Origin of the sequence: Sphingomonas sp. 22R3R2A-7 (assembly GCF_036856055.1) — a bacterium.
Taxonomy (GTDB): Bacteria; Pseudomonadota; Alphaproteobacteria; order Sphingomonadales; family Sphingomonadaceae; genus Sphingomonas.
Genome location: NZ_JASPFR010000001.1, coordinates 3,003,890 through 3,018,577, shown reverse-complemented (window position 1 = coordinate 3,018,577; position 14,688 = coordinate 3,003,890). Strand labels below are relative to the sequence as shown.

Annotated in this window: 16 protein-coding genes, 2 tRNA genes and 2 pseudogenes; 9 read left to right on the top strand and 11 right to left on the bottom strand. The window is 65.4% G+C overall.

Annotation, left to right across the window (positions count from 1 at the left end; all coding sequences use genetic code 11):
• Positions 1 to 2 precede the first annotated feature (2 nt).
• From QP165_RS14415 to QP165_RS14405, 3 genes are all read right to left on the bottom strand, one after another.
• Positions 3 to 1,541 carry a site-specific integrase gene (locus QP165_RS14415; protein WP_333996152.1) on the bottom strand — a complete coding sequence of 513 codons (1,539 nt, stop codon included), beginning with the start codon at positions 1,539 to 1,541 and terminating at the stop codon, positions 3 to 5.
• A 90-nt stretch (positions 1,542 to 1,631) separates the two neighbouring features.
• A tRNA-Ala gene (locus tag QP165_RS14410) sits at positions 1,632 to 1,707 on the bottom strand.
• Between the two features lie 82 nt (positions 1,708 to 1,789).
• Positions 1,790 to 2,116, bottom strand: a complete 327-nt coding sequence (locus tag QP165_RS14405) for a TIGR02300 family protein (RefSeq protein WP_031395784.1) — start codon at positions 2,114 to 2,116, stop codon at positions 1,790 to 1,792.
• 98 nt (positions 2,117 to 2,214) lie between these two features.
• Here QP165_RS14405 and aroA point away from each other — a divergent pair.
• Positions 2,215 to 3,548: pseudogene (gene aroA / locus QP165_RS14400) on the top strand (3-phosphoshikimate 1-carboxyvinyltransferase).
• Position 3,549: 1 nt separating this feature from the next.
• Positions 3,550 to 4,185, top strand: coding sequence for a (d)CMP kinase (gene cmk / locus QP165_RS14395; RefSeq protein ID WP_333996151.1), 636 nt, complete (start codon positions 3,550 to 3,552; stop codon positions 4,183 to 4,185).
• 160 nt (positions 4,186 to 4,345) lie between these two features.
• Here cmk and QP165_RS14390 read toward each other — a convergent pair whose 3' ends face one another.
• Positions 4,346 to 4,603 carry a SemiSWEET family transporter gene (locus QP165_RS14390; RefSeq protein WP_031441625.1) on the bottom strand — a complete coding sequence of 86 codons (258 nt, stop codon included), beginning with the start codon at positions 4,601 to 4,603 and terminating at the stop codon, positions 4,346 to 4,348.
• A 295-nt stretch (positions 4,604 to 4,898) separates the two neighbouring features.
• On the opposite strand from QP165_RS14390, the gene rpsA reads away from it, so the two are divergent.
• The 6 genes from rpsA to QP165_RS14360 all read left to right on the top strand — a co-directional run bounded on the left by rpsA (position 4,899) and on the right by QP165_RS14360 (position 9,099).
• Positions 4,899 to 6,617 carry a 30S ribosomal protein S1 gene (gene rpsA / locus QP165_RS14385; RefSeq protein ID WP_055879635.1) on the top strand — a complete coding sequence of 573 codons (1,719 nt, stop codon included), beginning with the start codon at positions 4,899 to 4,901 and terminating at the stop codon, positions 6,615 to 6,617.
• Positions 6,618 to 6,749: 132 nt separating this feature from the next.
• Entirely contained in the window at positions 6,750 to 7,031 is a 282-nt protein-coding gene (locus tag QP165_RS14380; RefSeq protein ID WP_056020619.1) for an integration host factor subunit beta, read from the top strand.
• A 98-nt stretch (positions 7,032 to 7,129) separates the two neighbouring features.
• Positions 7,130 to 7,213, top strand: a tRNA-Leu gene (locus QP165_RS14375).
• Positions 7,214 to 7,215: 2 nt separating this feature from the next.
• Positions 7,216 to 8,187 carry an ABC transporter substrate-binding protein gene (locus tag QP165_RS14370; RefSeq protein WP_333996150.1) on the top strand — a complete coding sequence of 324 codons (972 nt, stop codon included), beginning with the start codon at positions 7,216 to 7,218 and terminating at the stop codon, positions 8,185 to 8,187.
• A gap of 37 nt (positions 8,188 to 8,224) precedes the next feature.
• Positions 8,225 to 8,668, top strand: a complete 444-nt coding sequence (locus tag QP165_RS14365; RefSeq protein WP_333996149.1) for a hypothetical protein — start codon at positions 8,225 to 8,227, stop codon at positions 8,666 to 8,668.
• Positions 8,669 to 8,673: 5 nt separating this feature from the next.
• Complete coding sequence (locus tag QP165_RS14360) at positions 8,674 to 9,099, top strand: DUF4112 domain-containing protein (protein ID WP_333996148.1); 426 nt, start codon at positions 8,674 to 8,676, stop codon at positions 9,097 to 9,099.
• Positions 9,100 to 9,116: 17 nt separating this feature from the next.
• On the opposite strand, the gene QP165_RS14355 is transcribed toward QP165_RS14360, so the two are convergent.
• The 3 genes and pseudogenes from QP165_RS14355 to nadC form a co-directional block, all read right to left on the bottom strand.
• On the bottom strand, positions 9,117 to 9,845 hold the full coding sequence (locus QP165_RS14355) for a ribonuclease T2 family protein (protein ID WP_333996147.1): 729 nt from the start codon (positions 9,843 to 9,845) through the stop codon (positions 9,117 to 9,119).
• Positions 9,842 to 10,273, bottom strand: coding sequence for a hypothetical protein (locus QP165_RS14350; RefSeq protein WP_333996146.1), 432 nt, complete (start codon positions 10,271 to 10,273; stop codon positions 9,842 to 9,844). The genes QP165_RS14355 and QP165_RS14350 overlap by 4 nt, the downstream gene beginning before the upstream one ends.
• Positions 10,274 to 10,363: 90 nt before the next feature.
• Positions 10,364 to 11,205: pseudogene (gene nadC, locus QP165_RS14345) on the bottom strand (carboxylating nicotinate-nucleotide diphosphorylase).
• 143 nt (positions 11,206 to 11,348) lie between these two features.
• Between nadC and QP165_RS14340 the strand changes: the two are divergent.
• Entirely contained in the window at positions 11,349 to 11,504 is a 156-nt protein-coding gene (locus tag QP165_RS14340; RefSeq protein ID WP_333996145.1) for a hypothetical protein, read from the top strand.
• Here the strand turns inward: QP165_RS14340 and nadA are convergent, their stop codons facing one another.
• The 4 genes from nadA to grxD all read right to left on the bottom strand — a co-directional run bounded on the left by nadA (position 11,505) and on the right by grxD (position 14,686).
• On the bottom strand, positions 11,505 to 12,503 hold the full coding sequence (nadA, locus tag QP165_RS14335) for a quinolinate synthase NadA (RefSeq protein WP_333996144.1): 999 nt from the start codon (positions 12,501 to 12,503) through the stop codon (positions 11,505 to 11,507).
• A 14-nt stretch (positions 12,504 to 12,517) separates the two neighbouring features.
• Complete coding sequence (locus QP165_RS14330; RefSeq protein ID WP_333996143.1) at positions 12,518 to 13,261, bottom strand: DUF4230 domain-containing protein; 744 nt, start codon at positions 13,259 to 13,261, stop codon at positions 12,518 to 12,520.
• Positions 13,243 to 14,100 carry an MBL fold metallo-hydrolase gene (locus tag QP165_RS14325; RefSeq protein ID WP_333996142.1) on the bottom strand — a complete coding sequence of 286 codons (858 nt, stop codon included), beginning with the start codon at positions 14,098 to 14,100 and terminating at the stop codon, positions 13,243 to 13,245. Before QP165_RS14325 ends, QP165_RS14330 begins: the two co-directional genes overlap by 19 nt.
• A 259-nt stretch (positions 14,101 to 14,359) precedes the next feature.
• A complete protein-coding gene (gene grxD / locus QP165_RS14320) occupies positions 14,360 to 14,686 on the bottom strand; it encodes a Grx4 family monothiol glutaredoxin (protein ID WP_333996141.1) in 327 nt (108 codons plus the stop codon).
• Positions 14,687 to 14,688 lie beyond the last annotated feature (2 nt).

Genomic DNA, 14,688 nt, shown 5'->3' with positions numbered 1-14,688 from the left:
CTTTATGGCTTCCCGATTTCGAGCCCCGGCACCCGATAGGTCGCCATTGCTTCCGCCAAGCTGTGTAGGTCGTACCCGCTCCCGTAATCGTCAGCTACGTCTTTCCCTGCATGGCCCATTAGCTGCCGCTGCACACCTTCAGCGATCCTGGCCCTACGGATATAATCTTTAAAGGTATGCCGGAAGGAATGAAAAACCTTACGCTTGTCAGTGATACCGCAAACCTTGCGGAGATAAGGCCCAAACCATTCACCCCACTTTGCAGTAAGGCGACCATAGACGTTAGCCTTTAGGTCCGGGAATACCCTCCCCTTTTGATCTGACAGCTTATCGACATAGGTAATAAACCCAAGCCGCTCCAGCTCAGGATGCAATGGGATTAGCCTCTCACTTGCTGCATTCTTAATTCTGTTATCCTGCCCCAGCGCGTCGGTAGCCTCAGTGATTTGCAGGAACCATCCTGACAGCATCTTGCCGTCTTGATCGGGGTATTCCTTACGCTGCACGTCCGACACGCGAAGCTGTCCAATTTCCTCAAGCCGCGCCCCGGTGAATAGACCGAGCAACGGTAGCCAGTACGCAGCTTCAAGCCTGCCGCCCTTGGGCCGATCCCCGTTGGCATAGACGGGGCTGGCGAAGATGGCCTGCAAGTCGGACAGGGAAAACGGTTGGCGATGCATCTTGCCGCCGTCCGCTACCTTGACGCTAATACCCTCAGCTACGTTCGATGGCGCTAGATCGTTTTGATAGGCCCAGCCAATCAGCGTCCGCAGCCGGGATAGCTTCATGTTCGTATTAGCGACCGTCTGCCCCTCAGCGAGCAGCTTGTCTTTGAAGGCCAGCACGTCTTGCCGGGTGATTAACTCAACCGGCTTGCGCTCAGTCCGCTCATAGAACCAACGAGCTACGGCTTCATGGGTATCCTTGCCCTTTTTTACGACACCGCGTTCCGCTGCCCAGCGGTCTAGGATATCCTTGTCGAGATACAGACCGGACCCGATAGCAGGCTCGCATTCAACGGCTTGATTTTGCCTTTCCGATTCACGGGCATTTTGTCCGTAGCGAGCATGGAGGCTGTTTCGCAGGACTTCCAGTTCCACCGCTGCCCTCTCCCGCTCATGCAGGACCAACAAGCGCCCAGCCCTAGCTATCTCAGCCGGGGAAGCATCAGCCTCTACGCCCTCGCTAAGCGCATCCATGATCGGCCCAAGAGCTTCATGCTCCATATCAGCGGCGAATGATTCGTTAGCGGCATACTCGGCTTGCTCTTGCTCAGCCTCCCACCGTTGCCGGTCCCGCTCTATCTGAGCAGCGGACTTTGAAGGCTTTGCAGCCGCATCACGATCTCGCTCCGCTTGCTTGAGCAGGGCATGAGCAGACTTCGTCATATCGGGTATCACGGCTTTAGCGGCGTCACGGTCCTTTAGACCTAGCGAACGCTTTATCTCCCGCTTCCCAGCCATGAAGGGCCGCAGGTCCGCAGGTATGCCCATGCGGAAATAATAGACCCCGTTAGGAGCTCTGTGGAGGTATGAACACATAGGCTTCCGTCCTCGTACCTTTGTACTAGACGCTCGTAAAAAGCCTTTGTTTCCCAATACTTTACCGTGGTTTCAACGGCTTAAGGAGAATGGTGGAGCCGAGGGGGATCGAACCCCTGACCTTTCGCATGCCATGCGAACGCTCTCCCAGCTGAGCTACGGCCCCATTCCCGTTGGGAGGCGGGTCACTAACCGGACCCGCCCGGGTTGGCAAGCGGCGTAAACACCGCTCGCCAAATTTCTTTCGATTAGCGCTCGTGCTCGTCCTGCGGCGTCTCGACGCCAAGGTCGTCGTCGCCGCCCAGATCGACTTCGTCGTCCGCGGACGGCTCCTCGTCCTCGCCGGTGATCGAGGCGATATCTTCTTCCTCGTCACCCTCGAGATCCGCGTCGGGCTTCTTGGTGTCGGGCTTGGCGACCTCGAACGGCAGCGGCTGCTTCGACTTCAGGATGGGCTCGGGCTCCCACGCATAGCCGCATTCGATGCAGGTCACGGGGTCGGCTTTTTCGAGGTCGTAGAAACGCGTCGCGCATTTCGGGCACGAACGCTTCGTGCCCCATTCCGGCTTGATCATGCCGATAGAACCTTTCGAATGGATAGATTGTGGGGGATGCCCCCGCAAAGTGGGCGCGCCTTGCCATAGCGCAAGGCCACTGTCAAAAGCCCGGCCCGATGACACACCCCCTCCCCCAGCCTCTGGACGTGGTCGCACGCGGTCCGCTGACCGGTTCGATCGCGGTTCCCGGCGACAAGTCGATCAGCCACCGCGCGCTGATGTTCGCGAGCCTCGCGGTCGGCACCAGCCGGATTGCCGGCCTGCTCGAGGGCGAGGACGTGCTCGCCACCGCGGCGGCGATGCGCGCGATGGGCGCTACGATCGAGCGGCAGGACGACGGCATCTGGGTCGTCGACGGCGTCGGCGTCGGCGGACTGCTCCAGCCCGAGACCGCGCTCGAGATGGGGAATTCGGGTACGTCGACGCGGTTGCTGATGGGGCTGGTGTCGAGCCACCCGATCACCTGCACCTTCACCGGCGACGCCTCGCTGTCGGGACGGCCGATGGGTCGCGTGATCGATCCGCTGTCGCAGATGGGCGCGGACATCACCGCTTCGCCCGGCGGCACGCTGCCGTTGATGGTGCGCGGGATCTGCCCCGCGGTGCCGATCAGCTACACGCTGCCGGTCGCGTCGGCACAGGTGAAGTCGGCGATCCTGCTGGCGGGGCTCAACACGCCCGGCATCACCACGGTGATCGAGCCGGTCGCGACGCGCGATCACAGCGAGCGGATGCTGACCGGCTTCGGTGCCAAGCTGACCGTCGAGGAGACCGAGGCGGGCCGCGTGATCTCTGTCACCGGCGAGGCGGAGCTTGCGCCGCAGGACATCGTCGTGCCGGGCGATCCGTCGTCGTCGGCGTTCTGGCTGGTCGCGGCGTCGATCGTGCCGGGCTCCGACATCGTCGTGCGCAATGTCGGGCTGAACCCGACGCGGATCGGCATCGTCACCGCGTTGCGCATGATGGGCGCCGACATCACCGAGCTCGACGCGCGGATCGTCGGCGGCGAGCCGGTCGCGGACCTGAGGGTCCGGCACGCACCCTGACCGCGATCGAGGTGCCGGCCGATCTCGCACCGAGCATGATCGACGAATATCCGGTGCTGTTCGTCGCCGCCGCGTTCGCAACCGGCACGACGGTCGCTCGCGGTGCGCACGAACTGCGCGTCAAGGAATCGGACCGGATCACGACGATGCGGATCGCGCTCGAGGCGTGCGGCGTGGTGTGCGAGGAATATGAGGATGGGATGGCGATCACCGGATCCGGCGGCGCGGCGATTCGCGGTGGCGCTCGGGTGGCCTCGAAACTCGATCACCGCATCGCAATGAGCATGGTGGTGGCTGGACTTGGCGCGCTCGAGCCCGTCACGATCGACGACGTATCGCCGGTGGCGACGAGCTATCCCATGTTCTTCCGGTCGCTCGACGCGCTTACCGGCCAGGGGAATTAAGATGATCATCGCAGTCGACGGCCCGGCAGCATCGGGCAAGGGCACGATCGCGCGCGCGCTCGCCAGGCACTACAAGCTTCCGTACCTCGATACCGGGCTGCTGTACCGCGCGGTCGCGTTGAACGTGGCGCGGATGGGGCTCGATCCGGAGACCGAGGCGGACGCAGTCGCCGCATGCGATTTCGACGATGCGATGATGAGCGATCCGGCGCTGCGCGACGACGATATCGGCGCGCTGGCCTCGATCGTGTCGGCGCATCCGCTGGTCCGCGCGGCGCTGATGCAGCGACAGAAGCGGTTCGCCGCGCAGGAGGGTGGCGCGATTCTCGACGGGCGCGACATCGGCACGGTGATCGCGCCCGACGCGGACGCCAAGCTGTTCGTGAAGGCGACCCCCAACATCCGCGCGCAGCGGCGGCATGCCGAATTGCAGGCGCGTGGCGGGACCGCGAGCAAGGATCGCGTGCTGGCGGACATCCGGGCCAGGGATGCGCGCGACAGCGGCCGCTCGACCGCGCCGCTGGTCATGGCGGACGACGCCGCGTTGCTTGATACGAGCTTCCTGTCGATCGAGGCCTCGGTGCAGCGCGCGGTCGCACTGGTCGAGGCGCAGCGGGCGAAGAAGGCGGCGGGCTAAGCCCTTCCGCGTCCCGCCCCCGTCATCCTGACGAAAGTCAGGATCCAGGGTAACGAAGGGCGCGCCATGTGGCTCTGGATCCTGACTTTCGTCAGGATGACGGGGTTAAAGGGTACTGCGTCCCTTCCCCCTCTCGCGACGAAGGGAAGCAGGTGCTCCCTTACAACGCCGTCGCCAGCGTGATTGCCCCCAGCACCACCCCCGGGAAGTTCGCCACCGCGATCGGCCAGTCGCGCTTCGGCTTCAGCACGCCATACGCCACCCAGAGCCCGCAATTGACCATGGTCGCGAACGGCTGGACCACCGATCCCTTCTGCCCGGCGAGGTTCAGCATGATCTGATCGATATACGACAGATACATCACGATCGCCGTCGCCGTGGCGATCCAGCCCAGCACGAGAATGCCGCGTTCGCTCAAATCTTCGCTCCCGTTGTGAGCAGCCCCAAACGCAGCGCCCGGCGACTTGCTCCCGGGGCAGCGAACTTGCCCCGGAGCGCGGTTTGCGCTACGGCAATGCGTCCGGCGAGCGATGCTCGTGGAGGAAGGCGCGGAGACCTCTGAGTCTCACGCGCCGTTTTCGCATGCAGCGTCTACGTCCTCCGCACCTCGTGCCGTCCGGATGCTGCGCCGACGTTCGGTCGTCGCGGCAACGAAGGCCAAGACCAGCGGACCCAACCGCTTGGCCGGAAACAGACTAGGATTACTGAATTCTATGGCAACCCAGGTAATGCCGACCCGCGACGATTTCGCGGCGATGCTGAACGAAACGCTCGGCGACGCCGACAGCTTCGAGGGCCGCGTGGTGCATGGCACCGTGACTGGCATCGAGAACGACATGGCCGTCATCGACGTCGGTCTGAAGTCGGAAGGCCGCGTGCCGCTTCGCGAATTCGCAGCGCCGGGCCAGAAGGCTGACCTCAAGGTCGGCGACGAAGTCGAAGTCTATGTCGACCGCGTCGAGAACGTCCACGGCGAAGCGATGCTCAGCCGCGATCGTGCGCGCCGCGAAGCCGCATGGGACAAGCTGGAAACCGAATTCTCGAAGACGACCCGCGTCGAGGGCGTGATCTTCGGCCGCGTGAAGGGTGGCTTCACCGTCGACCTGAACGGCGCCGTCGCCTTCCTGCCGGGCTCGCAGGTCGATATCCGCCCCGTGCGCGATGTCACCCCGCTGATGGACATCCCCCAGCCCTTCCAGATCCTGAAGATGGACCGCAAGCGCGGCAACATCGTCGTGTCGCGTCGCGCCGTTCTCGAAGAGACGCGCGCAGAGCAGCGTTCGGGCCTGATCCTCAGCCTCGCCGAGGGCCAGATCATCGACGGCGTCGTCAAGAACATCACCGATTACGGTGCGTTCGTTGACCTCGGCGGCATCGATGGCCTGCTGCACGTCACCGATCTCAGCTACAAGCGCGTCGGTCACCCGAGCGAAGTCCTGAACATCGGCGACACCGTCAAGGTGCAGATCATCCGCATCAACAAGGACACCCAGCGCATCAGCCTCGGCATGAAGCAACTGGAGAGCGATCCTTGGGATGGCGCCATGGTCAAGTATCCGGTCGGCGCAAAGCTCACCGGCCGCGTCACGAACATCACCGAATATGGTGCGTTCGTCGAGCTGGAAGCGGGCATCGAAGGCCTTGTCCACGTGTCGGAAATGTCCTGGACCAAGAAGAACGTCCATCCGGGCAAGATCGTGTCGACCTCGCAGGAAGTCGACGTCATGGTCCTCGAAGTCGATTCCGAGAAGCGTCGCATCTCGCTCGGCCTCAAGCAGGCTCAGGCCAATCCTTGGGAGGCCTTCGCCGCCGCGCATCCGATCGGTTCGACCGTTGAGGGCGAAGTCAAGAACGCGACCGAATTCGGTCTGTTCATCGGCCTCGACAACGACGTCGACGGCATGGTCCACATGTCCGACATCGCCTGGGGCGTTTCGGGCGAGGACGCGCTCAACCTGCATCGCAAGGGTGAGACCGTCGAGGCCGTCGTGCTCGACATCGACGCCGAGAAGGAGCGTATCTCGCTCGGCATGAAGCAGCTCGAGCGCGGCGGGCCTTCGGCCGGCGGCATCGCAGCAGCAGGCGACAAGCTGAACAAGAACGCGATCGTCACGGTCACCGTTCTCGAAGTCCGCGACGCGGGTCTCGAAGTTCAGCAGGGCGACGATGGCGCGACCGGCTTCATCAAGCGCACGGATCTGGGTCGCGATCGCGACGAGCAGCGTCCGGAGCGTTTCCAGGTCGGCCAGAAGTTCGACGCGATGGTGACGGGCTTCGATCGTTCGAAGAAGCCGACCTTCTCGATCAAGGCGATGCAGATCTCGGAAGAGAAGCAGGCTGTGGCGCAGTACGGGTCGTCGGACTCGGGCGCGACGCTCGGCAACATCCTGGGCGAGGCTCTCAAGGCCCGCACGGAAGCCGAAAAGAAGTAAGCCAGACGGGGACCGGGATGCGTTGATGCATTTCGGTCCCTTTTGCTTTTTGACACCAGACCAATTGGTGCTATCGCCCCTTTTACTGACCTAGATCAGTTTTTTGCATTTTATGGGCGGGGGCTCTCGACAATGATACGATCCGAACTGGTCCAGAAACTGACGGATGCACATCCGGACCTCGAAGCACGCGAAGTCGAACTGATCGTTTCGTGCTTTTTCGACGAGATTTCAAAGCGACTCGCGGCCGACGGCCGAGTCGAGCTCCGCGGCTTCGGCGCATTTTCGACGCGCGCACGCGACGCCAGGACGGGGCGCAACCCCCGGACGGGCGAAGTCGTCGAGGTCGGCGCCAAGCGCGTCCCCTATTTCAAGCCCGGCAAGGAAATGCGCTCGCGGCTCAACGTCGACTGATATCGAGGCCGCAGGGCGATTCGCCGGACGACGCGGCGCTATTTCGCGTTCGCCATGGGTTGACCCTGCGCGCCGCCTCGTCTTTCTGATACCTGTGTGCGGACGTGGCGAAACCGGTAGACGCAGGAGACTTAAAATCTCCCTCCCCTGGAGTGCGGGTTCGAGTCCCGCCGTCCGCACCACCATGTCCGCGCTGGCCGCGCTCGTCCTGCTCGCGCCGGCGGCGTGCAATCGCCGGCTCGACATCGGCACCGTGGTCGTCAGCGCCATCGGCGAACCGCCGCGCGTGGCAGACGCCAGCCGCACGCCGCTTGGTACGCCGGACCGGCTGCTGATCGACGCGACCGCGCAGGGACTCGTCCGGTTCGACGCCGCGGGCCAGATCGAACCCGGTCTTGCCGAGCGCTGGATCGTGATCGACGGCGGCATGAGCTACATCTTCCGTCTGCGCGAAGGCCAGTGGGGCGACGGCACCCCGGTGACCGCGAACCAGGTCGTCGGGCTGCTCGACCGCCAGATGGCGCGCGGGTCGCGCAACCCGCTCACCCCCTTCCTGACCGCGGTGGACGAGATCGTCGTGATGACGCCGCAGGTCATCGAGGTCAGGCTCAACCGGCCACGCCCCGACCTGCTGAAGCTGTTCGCGCAACCCGAACTCGCGCTGTTGCGCGTGCGTCCGAGCGGCGGCAGTGGACCGTTTCGCGTCGCCGCGTTCGGCACCGCGCCGTTGCTGCGCCCCGCCTATGACCCCAACCGCGCCGATCCGGAGGACCAGCGGGAAGAGGAACCCGAGCGCGACGTCCGGCTGATCGGTGAGCGCGCGGCGCGGGCGATCGCGCGCTTTGCCGCGCGCGACTCGGACATGGTAAGCGGCGGCAGCTTCGCCGACTGGCCGCTGCTCGCGACGACGGACATCGCGCCGGCATCGATCCGCGTCGATCCCGCGGTGGGCCTGTTCGGACTTGCGATCATATCCCGCAGCGGCTTCCTCGCGACGCCCGCCAACCGGTCCGCGCTGGCACAGGCGATCGATCGCGTCGCGCTGACATCCGCGATCGCGCCGAACTGGGAGCCAGCCGATCGCATCCTCCCCGATCCGCTCGATCTCGGCCGGGCTGCCTCAGGTTCCCGCCTGGACGCTGCTGACGCAGGATGAACGCCGCGTCGGCGCACGTCAGCGCGTCGCCGCCTGGGTGAGCGAGAACGGCAGCGCCCCGGTCCGCCTGCGTATCGCGCTCCCCGCGGGCCCCGGTGCGACACTGCTCTATGCGCATCTCGGCGCGGCGCTCTACGCGATCGGCATCACGCCGGAGCGCGTGGCGATGGACAGCGCCGCCGACCTCAAGCTCGTCGACGCGGTGGCGCCGTATGACAGCGCACGCTGGTACCTCGCGACCGCGTGCGCGCCCTGCGGCGAGGCGGCAAGCGCGGCGGTCGAGGCGGCGCGTCAGGCACCGACGCTCGCGACGCGCAGCCAGCGGATCGCGGAGGCCGATGCGGCGGTCAACGAGGATGTCCCGTTCATTCCGCTCGCGCGGCCCCTCCGCTGGTCGCTGGTCGCGGCCCGGCTCGCGCAGTGGCAGGCGAATAGTCGCGCCTGGCACCCGTTGAACCGGCTGCGTACCGACACCAACTGATACATATGACCAACACAGCGTCCCGTTTCGATCCCGCACAGCTTGCCGCCGCGCTTCCGCTGGGCCGCGATCCGGCGGCTGTCCGACAGCGTGTCGAGGCGCTCGAGCGTATCCTCGAACGCGCGTTCATCCTGCCGGGGCTCAACCGTCCCGTCGGGCTCGATTTTATCGTCGGGCTGATCCCGGTGGTCGGCGACCTGATCGCCGCCGCGATGGGCAGCTGGCTCGTCTGGGAGGCACGCAACCTCGGCCTCTCGAAATTCCAGATCGCGCGGATGATGGGCAATGTCGGCTTCGATGCCGTATTGGGGTTCGTCCCGTTCGTCGGCGACGCCGCCGACCTGTATTTCCGCTCGAACACGCGGAACCTGAAGATCATCAAGCGGCATCTCGACAAGCATCATCCATCGACCGTCACGCTGTCGGGCTAAGCCCGGCCTGCTTCGGATCAGCGGCCGCCGCGCCAGATCTTGATCGCGGTGCCGCCCGTCACACCGCCCGCATGCGCCGGGCAGCGACGATAGCGGAACCGCGTGTCGAGGCAGATCCAGAGCTCGTCGAGCCACCCCTGCCGGGTGGCCGTGACGCGTATCATGCTGGCCTCGAGACCGGGATTGGCGCTGGCCATCGCACTCGCAAGTCGCCCCGCGGTCATCGGCGTGCGCGACAGCGCGTCCATGTCGGGATAGCGCAGGCGAGCGTAGAGGCTGCTTGACTGGCGAAAATAGCGCGCCGGCTGGTATCCCGGCATGCACGTCCCGTGCTTGGCCCATTCGTGCTGGATCAGTTGCGCTGAGGGCGTCGAACAGAGCTGCCGCTTGATGACGGCCTGCGGCACGATCGCCGTCGCGGCGCAATATTGCGGCCAGGTCTTGCCCGCGCCGTCCGGCCACAGGCCGTGGAGCGTGAAGCCGAACCGGTTCCCCGCGCCGCACTGGAATGCCGACCCCGGACGATCGCCATTGTCGCGGCAATATTGCGGCGCCCAGGTAATCGCGAGCGTGTAGCTCGCCACGGGCATGACGCGCGCCGGTTCGCGTTCGGACGGAAGATCGGGGCGGACCCGCTCGATCCCGCCGGGGACCGAACAGCTATAGGCCTGTCCGGCCGCGACGCCGGGCAATCCCGTCGCAAGCGCGAGTGCCGCGCGCAGCACCGTGTTCGAGGCGCGGATCATGCCTCGCGCTCCGCATCATCGGCATCGCCCTCATAGTCGTCGTCGCGGTACGCCATGTCCGCGAACCAGGCGCGTGCGCGCGGGCGGAACAGCAATACGATGGGGATGAGCGTGAGGACGAGCTGGACGATCGTGAGCACGCCATTGAGACCCGTCGCGAGGATTCCGTTGCTGACCTGCACCGCCACCCCGAGCGCGCCGAGCGCGGTCAGTGCGATCAGCAGCCAGAGCGCGATCCGGCTGGCCTTGCGCGTCGTCAGGATCAGCAGCAGCAACGACAGTCCGATCCCGAACGCGGTCACGCCGCCGGCGAGGATCACGCCGCCCTGCGCGACCGCCGCGTCCCATGTCAGCACGCTGATGAGGACGAGGATCGCGATCGACGCCAGATAGAGCCGTTCGGCCAGGACCACGGATTTCGGACGCATCTTCACCCTATCGGTTCGTCAAAACTTCGGCCGCACGCTACTCGCTGCGGCACGATACGCAAACGTCAAAGCGGGTCCGTGCGCCGGGGATCAGAGCGGGGCGAAATCGAGGCCGATATCGGCCGCCGGCGCGGACTGGGTGAGTCGCCCGACCGAGACATAGGTGACCCCCGTCTCGGCGATCGCGCGGATCGTCTCCAGCGATACGCCCCCCGATGCCTCGGTCGGCACACGCCCGTCGACGAGCGCCACCGCACCGCGCAGGATTGCCGGCGCCATGTTGTCGAGCAGGAGATGCGTCGCACCGGCGGACAGCGCGGGCTCGATCTGGTCGACCCGGTCGACCTCGACGATGATCTGCGCGATTCCCGCCGCCCTGGCGCGCCGGACCGCCTCGCCGACATCGCCGGCGACCGCGACATGGTTGTCCTTGATCATCGCCGCGTCCCACAGACCCATGCGGTGGTTCTTCGCGCCGCCCATCCGCGTCGCGTATTTTTCCAGCACGCGCAGCCCGGGAATCGTCTTGCGGGTGTCGAGCAGGATCGCGCCGGTTCCGTGCATCGCCTCGACATAGGCGCGCGTCATGGTCGCGATCCCGGAAAGATGCTGCACGGTGTTCAGCGCCGAGCGCTCCGCGGTGAGCATCGCGCGCGCTCTCCCTCGAGCCGCATGAGCGGCGTTCCCGCCGGAACCGCCTGTCCGTCCTCGACCAGATGCGTGATCCGCACGTCGCGGTCGAGCGCACGGAAGAACGCGTCGGCGAGGTCGAGCCCCGCGACGACGATCGCATCGCGGCTGTCCATCACTCCGGCGAACCGCGCCTGCTCGGGGATCACCGCCGCCGACGTGATGTCGCCGACGGTGCCGAGATCTTCTGCCAGCGTTGCCGCCACGAACGTGGCGATGTCGAATCCCGACAATTCGGTCATGATCTGATCCTGGTTTCACCGTGCCGATCCGGCGTTTGCCGCACCGCGCGGTTGCCGGAAGGGACGGTATTAATCGTACAATAAATAGGGCATATCATGATCCCGGCGCCGGGCGGAATCGACGCTGAACATCAGGAACCGCAATGCCGTCGGATACGCTTACCCAAACCACGCGACTGGTCTCCCTGCTCACCGAAGCGCTGACGCTTGCCGACGCGATCGGCCTGCCGCTCGCCGCCATCCATATCGATGAGGCGATCGCCGGCATCACGCAGGCCGACGATCCGCAGCAGGCCTGATCAGTCGCCCGTCACCGTCGCAGGGCCGAGATCGCCCTTGCCGACGGTGTTGGACGCCATCGCCAGCATCGCATCGAGGCTCGTCTTCGCACGCAGCCTGAGGCTTTCCTCGATCTCGATCCGCGGCGACAGGTCGCGCAGCGCGACGTACAGCTTTTCCATCGTGTTGAGCGCCATGTACGGGCAGATGTTGCAGTTGCAGTTGCCGTCCGCGCCCGGCGCCCCGATGAAACGCTTGTTCGGCAGCGCCTTCTCCATCTGGTGGATGATGTGCGGCTCGGTCGCGACGATCAGCGTGTCGCCGGGCATCCCGATCGCATAATCGAGGATACCGCGCGTCGAGCCGACATAATCGGCGTGATCGAGGATGATCGGCGGGCATTCGGGATGCGCGACGATCGGTGCGCCGGGATTGGCGGCCTTGAGCTTGAGCAGTTCGGTCTCGCTGAACGCCTCGTGGACGATGCACACGCCCGGCCACAGCAGCATCTCACGCCCGGTCTTGCGCACCAGATACCCGCCGAGATTGCGATCGGGGCCGAAAATGATCTTCTGATCCTTGGGCAGCTGCGCGAGGATCGTTTCCGCCGACGACGACGTCACGATGATGTCGGACAGCGCCTTCACCTCGGTCGAACAGTTGATGTACGTCAGCGCGATGTGATCGGGATGCTTGGCGCGAAAGGCCGCGAACTGTTCGGGCGGGCAGCTGTCCTCGAGGCTGCACCCAGCATCCATGTCGGGCAGCACCACGGTCTTGTCGGGAGACAGGATCTTGGCGGTCTCGGCCATGAAGCGCACGCCGCAGAACGCGATCACGTCGGCGTCGGTCGCCGCCGCCTTGCGCGACAGGTCGAGGCTGTCGCCGACGAAATCGGCGATGTCCTGCAATTCGGGCTTCTGGTAATAATGCGCGAGGATGATCGCATTCTTCTCCTTGCGGAGGCGTTCGATCTCGGCCCGAATGTCGATGCCCGCAAGGTTCTGCTGAAGTTCCATGGTCGTATCCCGGTTTAGTTGCGGTTCCCTAGCACGTCCTGCAGCGAACGCGACGCATCCCATCGTTCGGAATTCGCGACGGGTTCGTCGGCAAAGCGCACCGTGACGGTCGCGTCGACCCCCGCCGCGCGCAGCGGCATCGCGAAGCTGCGCTCCACTGCACGCCGCGTTGCGTCGCGCGCGAGACGGATCATCGCCGGCTCGCGCGCCTGGCGCATCAATTCGACCTGCCCCGCACGACGGTTGGCGGTATCGAGCCGCTTCTCCGCATCGGTGAGCGTCGCGAGCAACCCGCCCGAGCTATATTCGCGTAGCGCGTTCAGATCGACCTGGGGCCCGTCGACCTCGACCGCGGGAAGCCTCACGCCCAGTGTCCGCGTCTCGGCGTTCCACGTCACGTCACGCTGCGTCAGCTTGGCGAGATCGACATCGTACCGCACCATGCCGGGCATGATCAGCGTCTTCTCGGTCGAGAAGCCAAGCTGCGATTGGCGCGAGGTGACGACCGCGACGAACCGCGCGGCAAAGGTCGACAACCTGTTCTGTTCGCGCAGTCCCTCGAGGCTCGCGCTCGCGATCGTCGTCGGATCGGGCGTGAGCCGGCTCTCGACATAACGCTGCACGCCCCAGAGCGCGATCAATCCCGCGAGGGCAAGCAGGACGAGGACGCCTGCCGCCTTTGCGAGGAACGCACCTATGCTGCCACGCTGCCGGACGGGTGCCACGCCGGCCGACTCGTTCACTCCGCGATCCGCCATGCGCCGCCCTCCCTCGCCTCGTCGACCATCATGCGGCCCCGCAGGTCATACAGGTGCGCGAGCACCGAACCCTTGGCCCCCGGTACCAGTTTTGGATCGAGCCCGACATACATGTGCGTGACGAGCTCGCCGACCGTCCGGTCGCGCTCGCGCAGCAGTCGCAGGATCTGCCCCTCGCGCTGCTTGCGGTGCCCGAGCATCCCGCGGACCAGCCGCTGCGGTCGCTCGATCGCCTCGCCATGCCCGGGATAATACACCCTGTCGTCGCGCTGCATCAGGAGATCGAGGCTTCGCATATAGGCGGTCATGTCACCATCGGGCGGAACGACGACCGTCGTCGACCAGCCCATGACGTGATCGCCCGAGAACAACGCCCCCGTTTCGAGCAGCGCGAAGGCGAGATGGTTGGACGTATGACCCGGCGTCGCGAGCGCCTCGAGCGTCCAGCCCTCGCCGCTTACCCGGTCGCCCGTCGCCAGGACGCGATCGGGGCGATACAGCGGATCGAACGCGGCCTCGCCACCGGCCTTGTCCGGGCCGAACGGCGCGGCGCCCACGATCGGCGCGCCGGTCGCCGCCTGCAGCGGCCGCGTCGCAGGGCTGTGGTCGCGGTGATGATGCGTGACGACGATTGCGGTGACCCGGCGCCCGGCGATCACGCGCTCGAGCGCGTCGAGATGCGCGGAGTCATCGGGGCCGGGGTCGATCACCGCAACGTCGGCCGTACCGACGATGTGGGTCTGTGTGCCGGTAAAGGTATAGGGCGACGCGTTCGGCGCGAGCACGCGCGTGACAAGCGGCTCGAGCTGGATCGGGATGCCGGTCGGATGCTCAGCCATTGCCGGGAAATGGCGGCTCGGCGCGGTCAAGGCAAGAGGGGCCGTGCGGCGGCGCGCGGGCCTGTGTCGGAAAGCTTTACAGGAGGCCGGGTATCGATCGGCCGGTTAACCATCGTGAAGCGCGGAAAACGGTCATCGATGAAGACTGGCACGGCGCATGCTAGGATAGTGACGTTACCGAGCGTTCAGCGCTTTGCAGGGTGGACGGCCCGCTATTCTAGTCTCGCGACCGTCCACCCTCACCCGGTATCTGCTGAAATCAGCTGGCCGCCTTCTGCGCCTCGAACAGCTGCTTCAGCTCACCGCTCTCGTACATTTCCATCATGATGTCGGAGCCGCCGAGAAACTCGCCGTCGACATATAGCTGCGGAATCGTCGGCCAGTCGGAATAGGCCTTGATGCCCTGGCGGATGCCCTGGTCCTGTAACACGTCGACCGTCTCGAACTCGACCTCGAGATGGTTGAGGATCGCGATCGCGCGGCTCGAAAACCCGCATTGCGGGAACAGGGGGCTGCCCTTCATGAACAGCACCACGGGATTGGCCTTAACCAGCGCGTCGATGCGGGCGTTCGTATCGTCGGTCATGT

Excerpts from the sequence above, each read along its gene's own strand:
- QP165_RS14360 (WP_333996148.1), top strand. The coding sequence starts at position 8,674 with ATGACCAACACAGCGTCCCGTTTCGATCCCGCACAGCTTGCCGCCGCG.
- QP165_RS14405 (WP_031395784.1), bottom strand. The coding sequence starts at position 2,116 with ATGATCAAGCCGGAATGGGGCACGAAGCGTTCGTGCCCGAAATGCGCG.
- QP165_RS14380 (WP_056020619.1), top strand. The coding sequence starts at position 6,750 with ATGATACGATCCGAACTGGTCCAGAAACTGACGGATGCACATCCGGAC.
- QP165_RS14370 (WP_333996150.1), top strand. The coding sequence starts at position 7,216 with ATGTCCGCGCTGGCCGCGCTCGTCCTGCTCGCGCCGGCGGCGTGCAAT.
- QP165_RS14355 (WP_333996147.1), bottom strand. The coding sequence starts at position 9,845 with ATGATCCGCGCCTCGAACACGGTGCTGCGCGCGGCACTCGCGCTTGCG.
- rpsA (WP_055879635.1), top strand. The coding sequence starts at position 4,899 with ATGGCAACCCAGGTAATGCCGACCCGCGACGATTTCGCGGCGATGCTG.
- nadA (WP_333996144.1), bottom strand. The coding sequence starts at position 12,503 with ATGGAACTTCAGCAGAACCTTGCGGGCATCGACATTCGGGCCGAGATC.
- QP165_RS14325 (WP_333996142.1), bottom strand. The coding sequence starts at position 14,100 with ATGGCTGAGCATCCGACCGGCATCCCGATCCAGCTCGAGCCGCTTGTC.
- QP165_RS14330 (WP_333996143.1), bottom strand. The coding sequence starts at position 13,261 with ATGGCGGATCGCGGAGTGAACGAGTCGGCCGGCGTGGCACCCGTCCGG.
- grxD (WP_333996141.1), bottom strand. The coding sequence starts at position 14,686 with ATGACCGACGATACGAACGCCCGCATCGACGCGCTGGTTAAGGCCAAT.
- QP165_RS14340 (WP_333996145.1), top strand. The coding sequence starts at position 11,349 with ATGCCGTCGGATACGCTTACCCAAACCACGCGACTGGTCTCCCTGCTC.
- QP165_RS14350 (WP_333996146.1), bottom strand. The coding sequence starts at position 10,273 with ATGCGTCCGAAATCCGTGGTCCTGGCCGAACGGCTCTATCTGGCGTCG.
- cmk (WP_333996151.1), top strand. The coding sequence starts at position 3,550 with ATGATCATCGCAGTCGACGGCCCGGCAGCATCGGGCAAGGGCACGATC.
- QP165_RS14415 (WP_333996152.1), bottom strand. The coding sequence starts at position 1,541 with ATGTGTTCATACCTCCACAGAGCTCCTAACGGGGTCTATTATTTCCGC.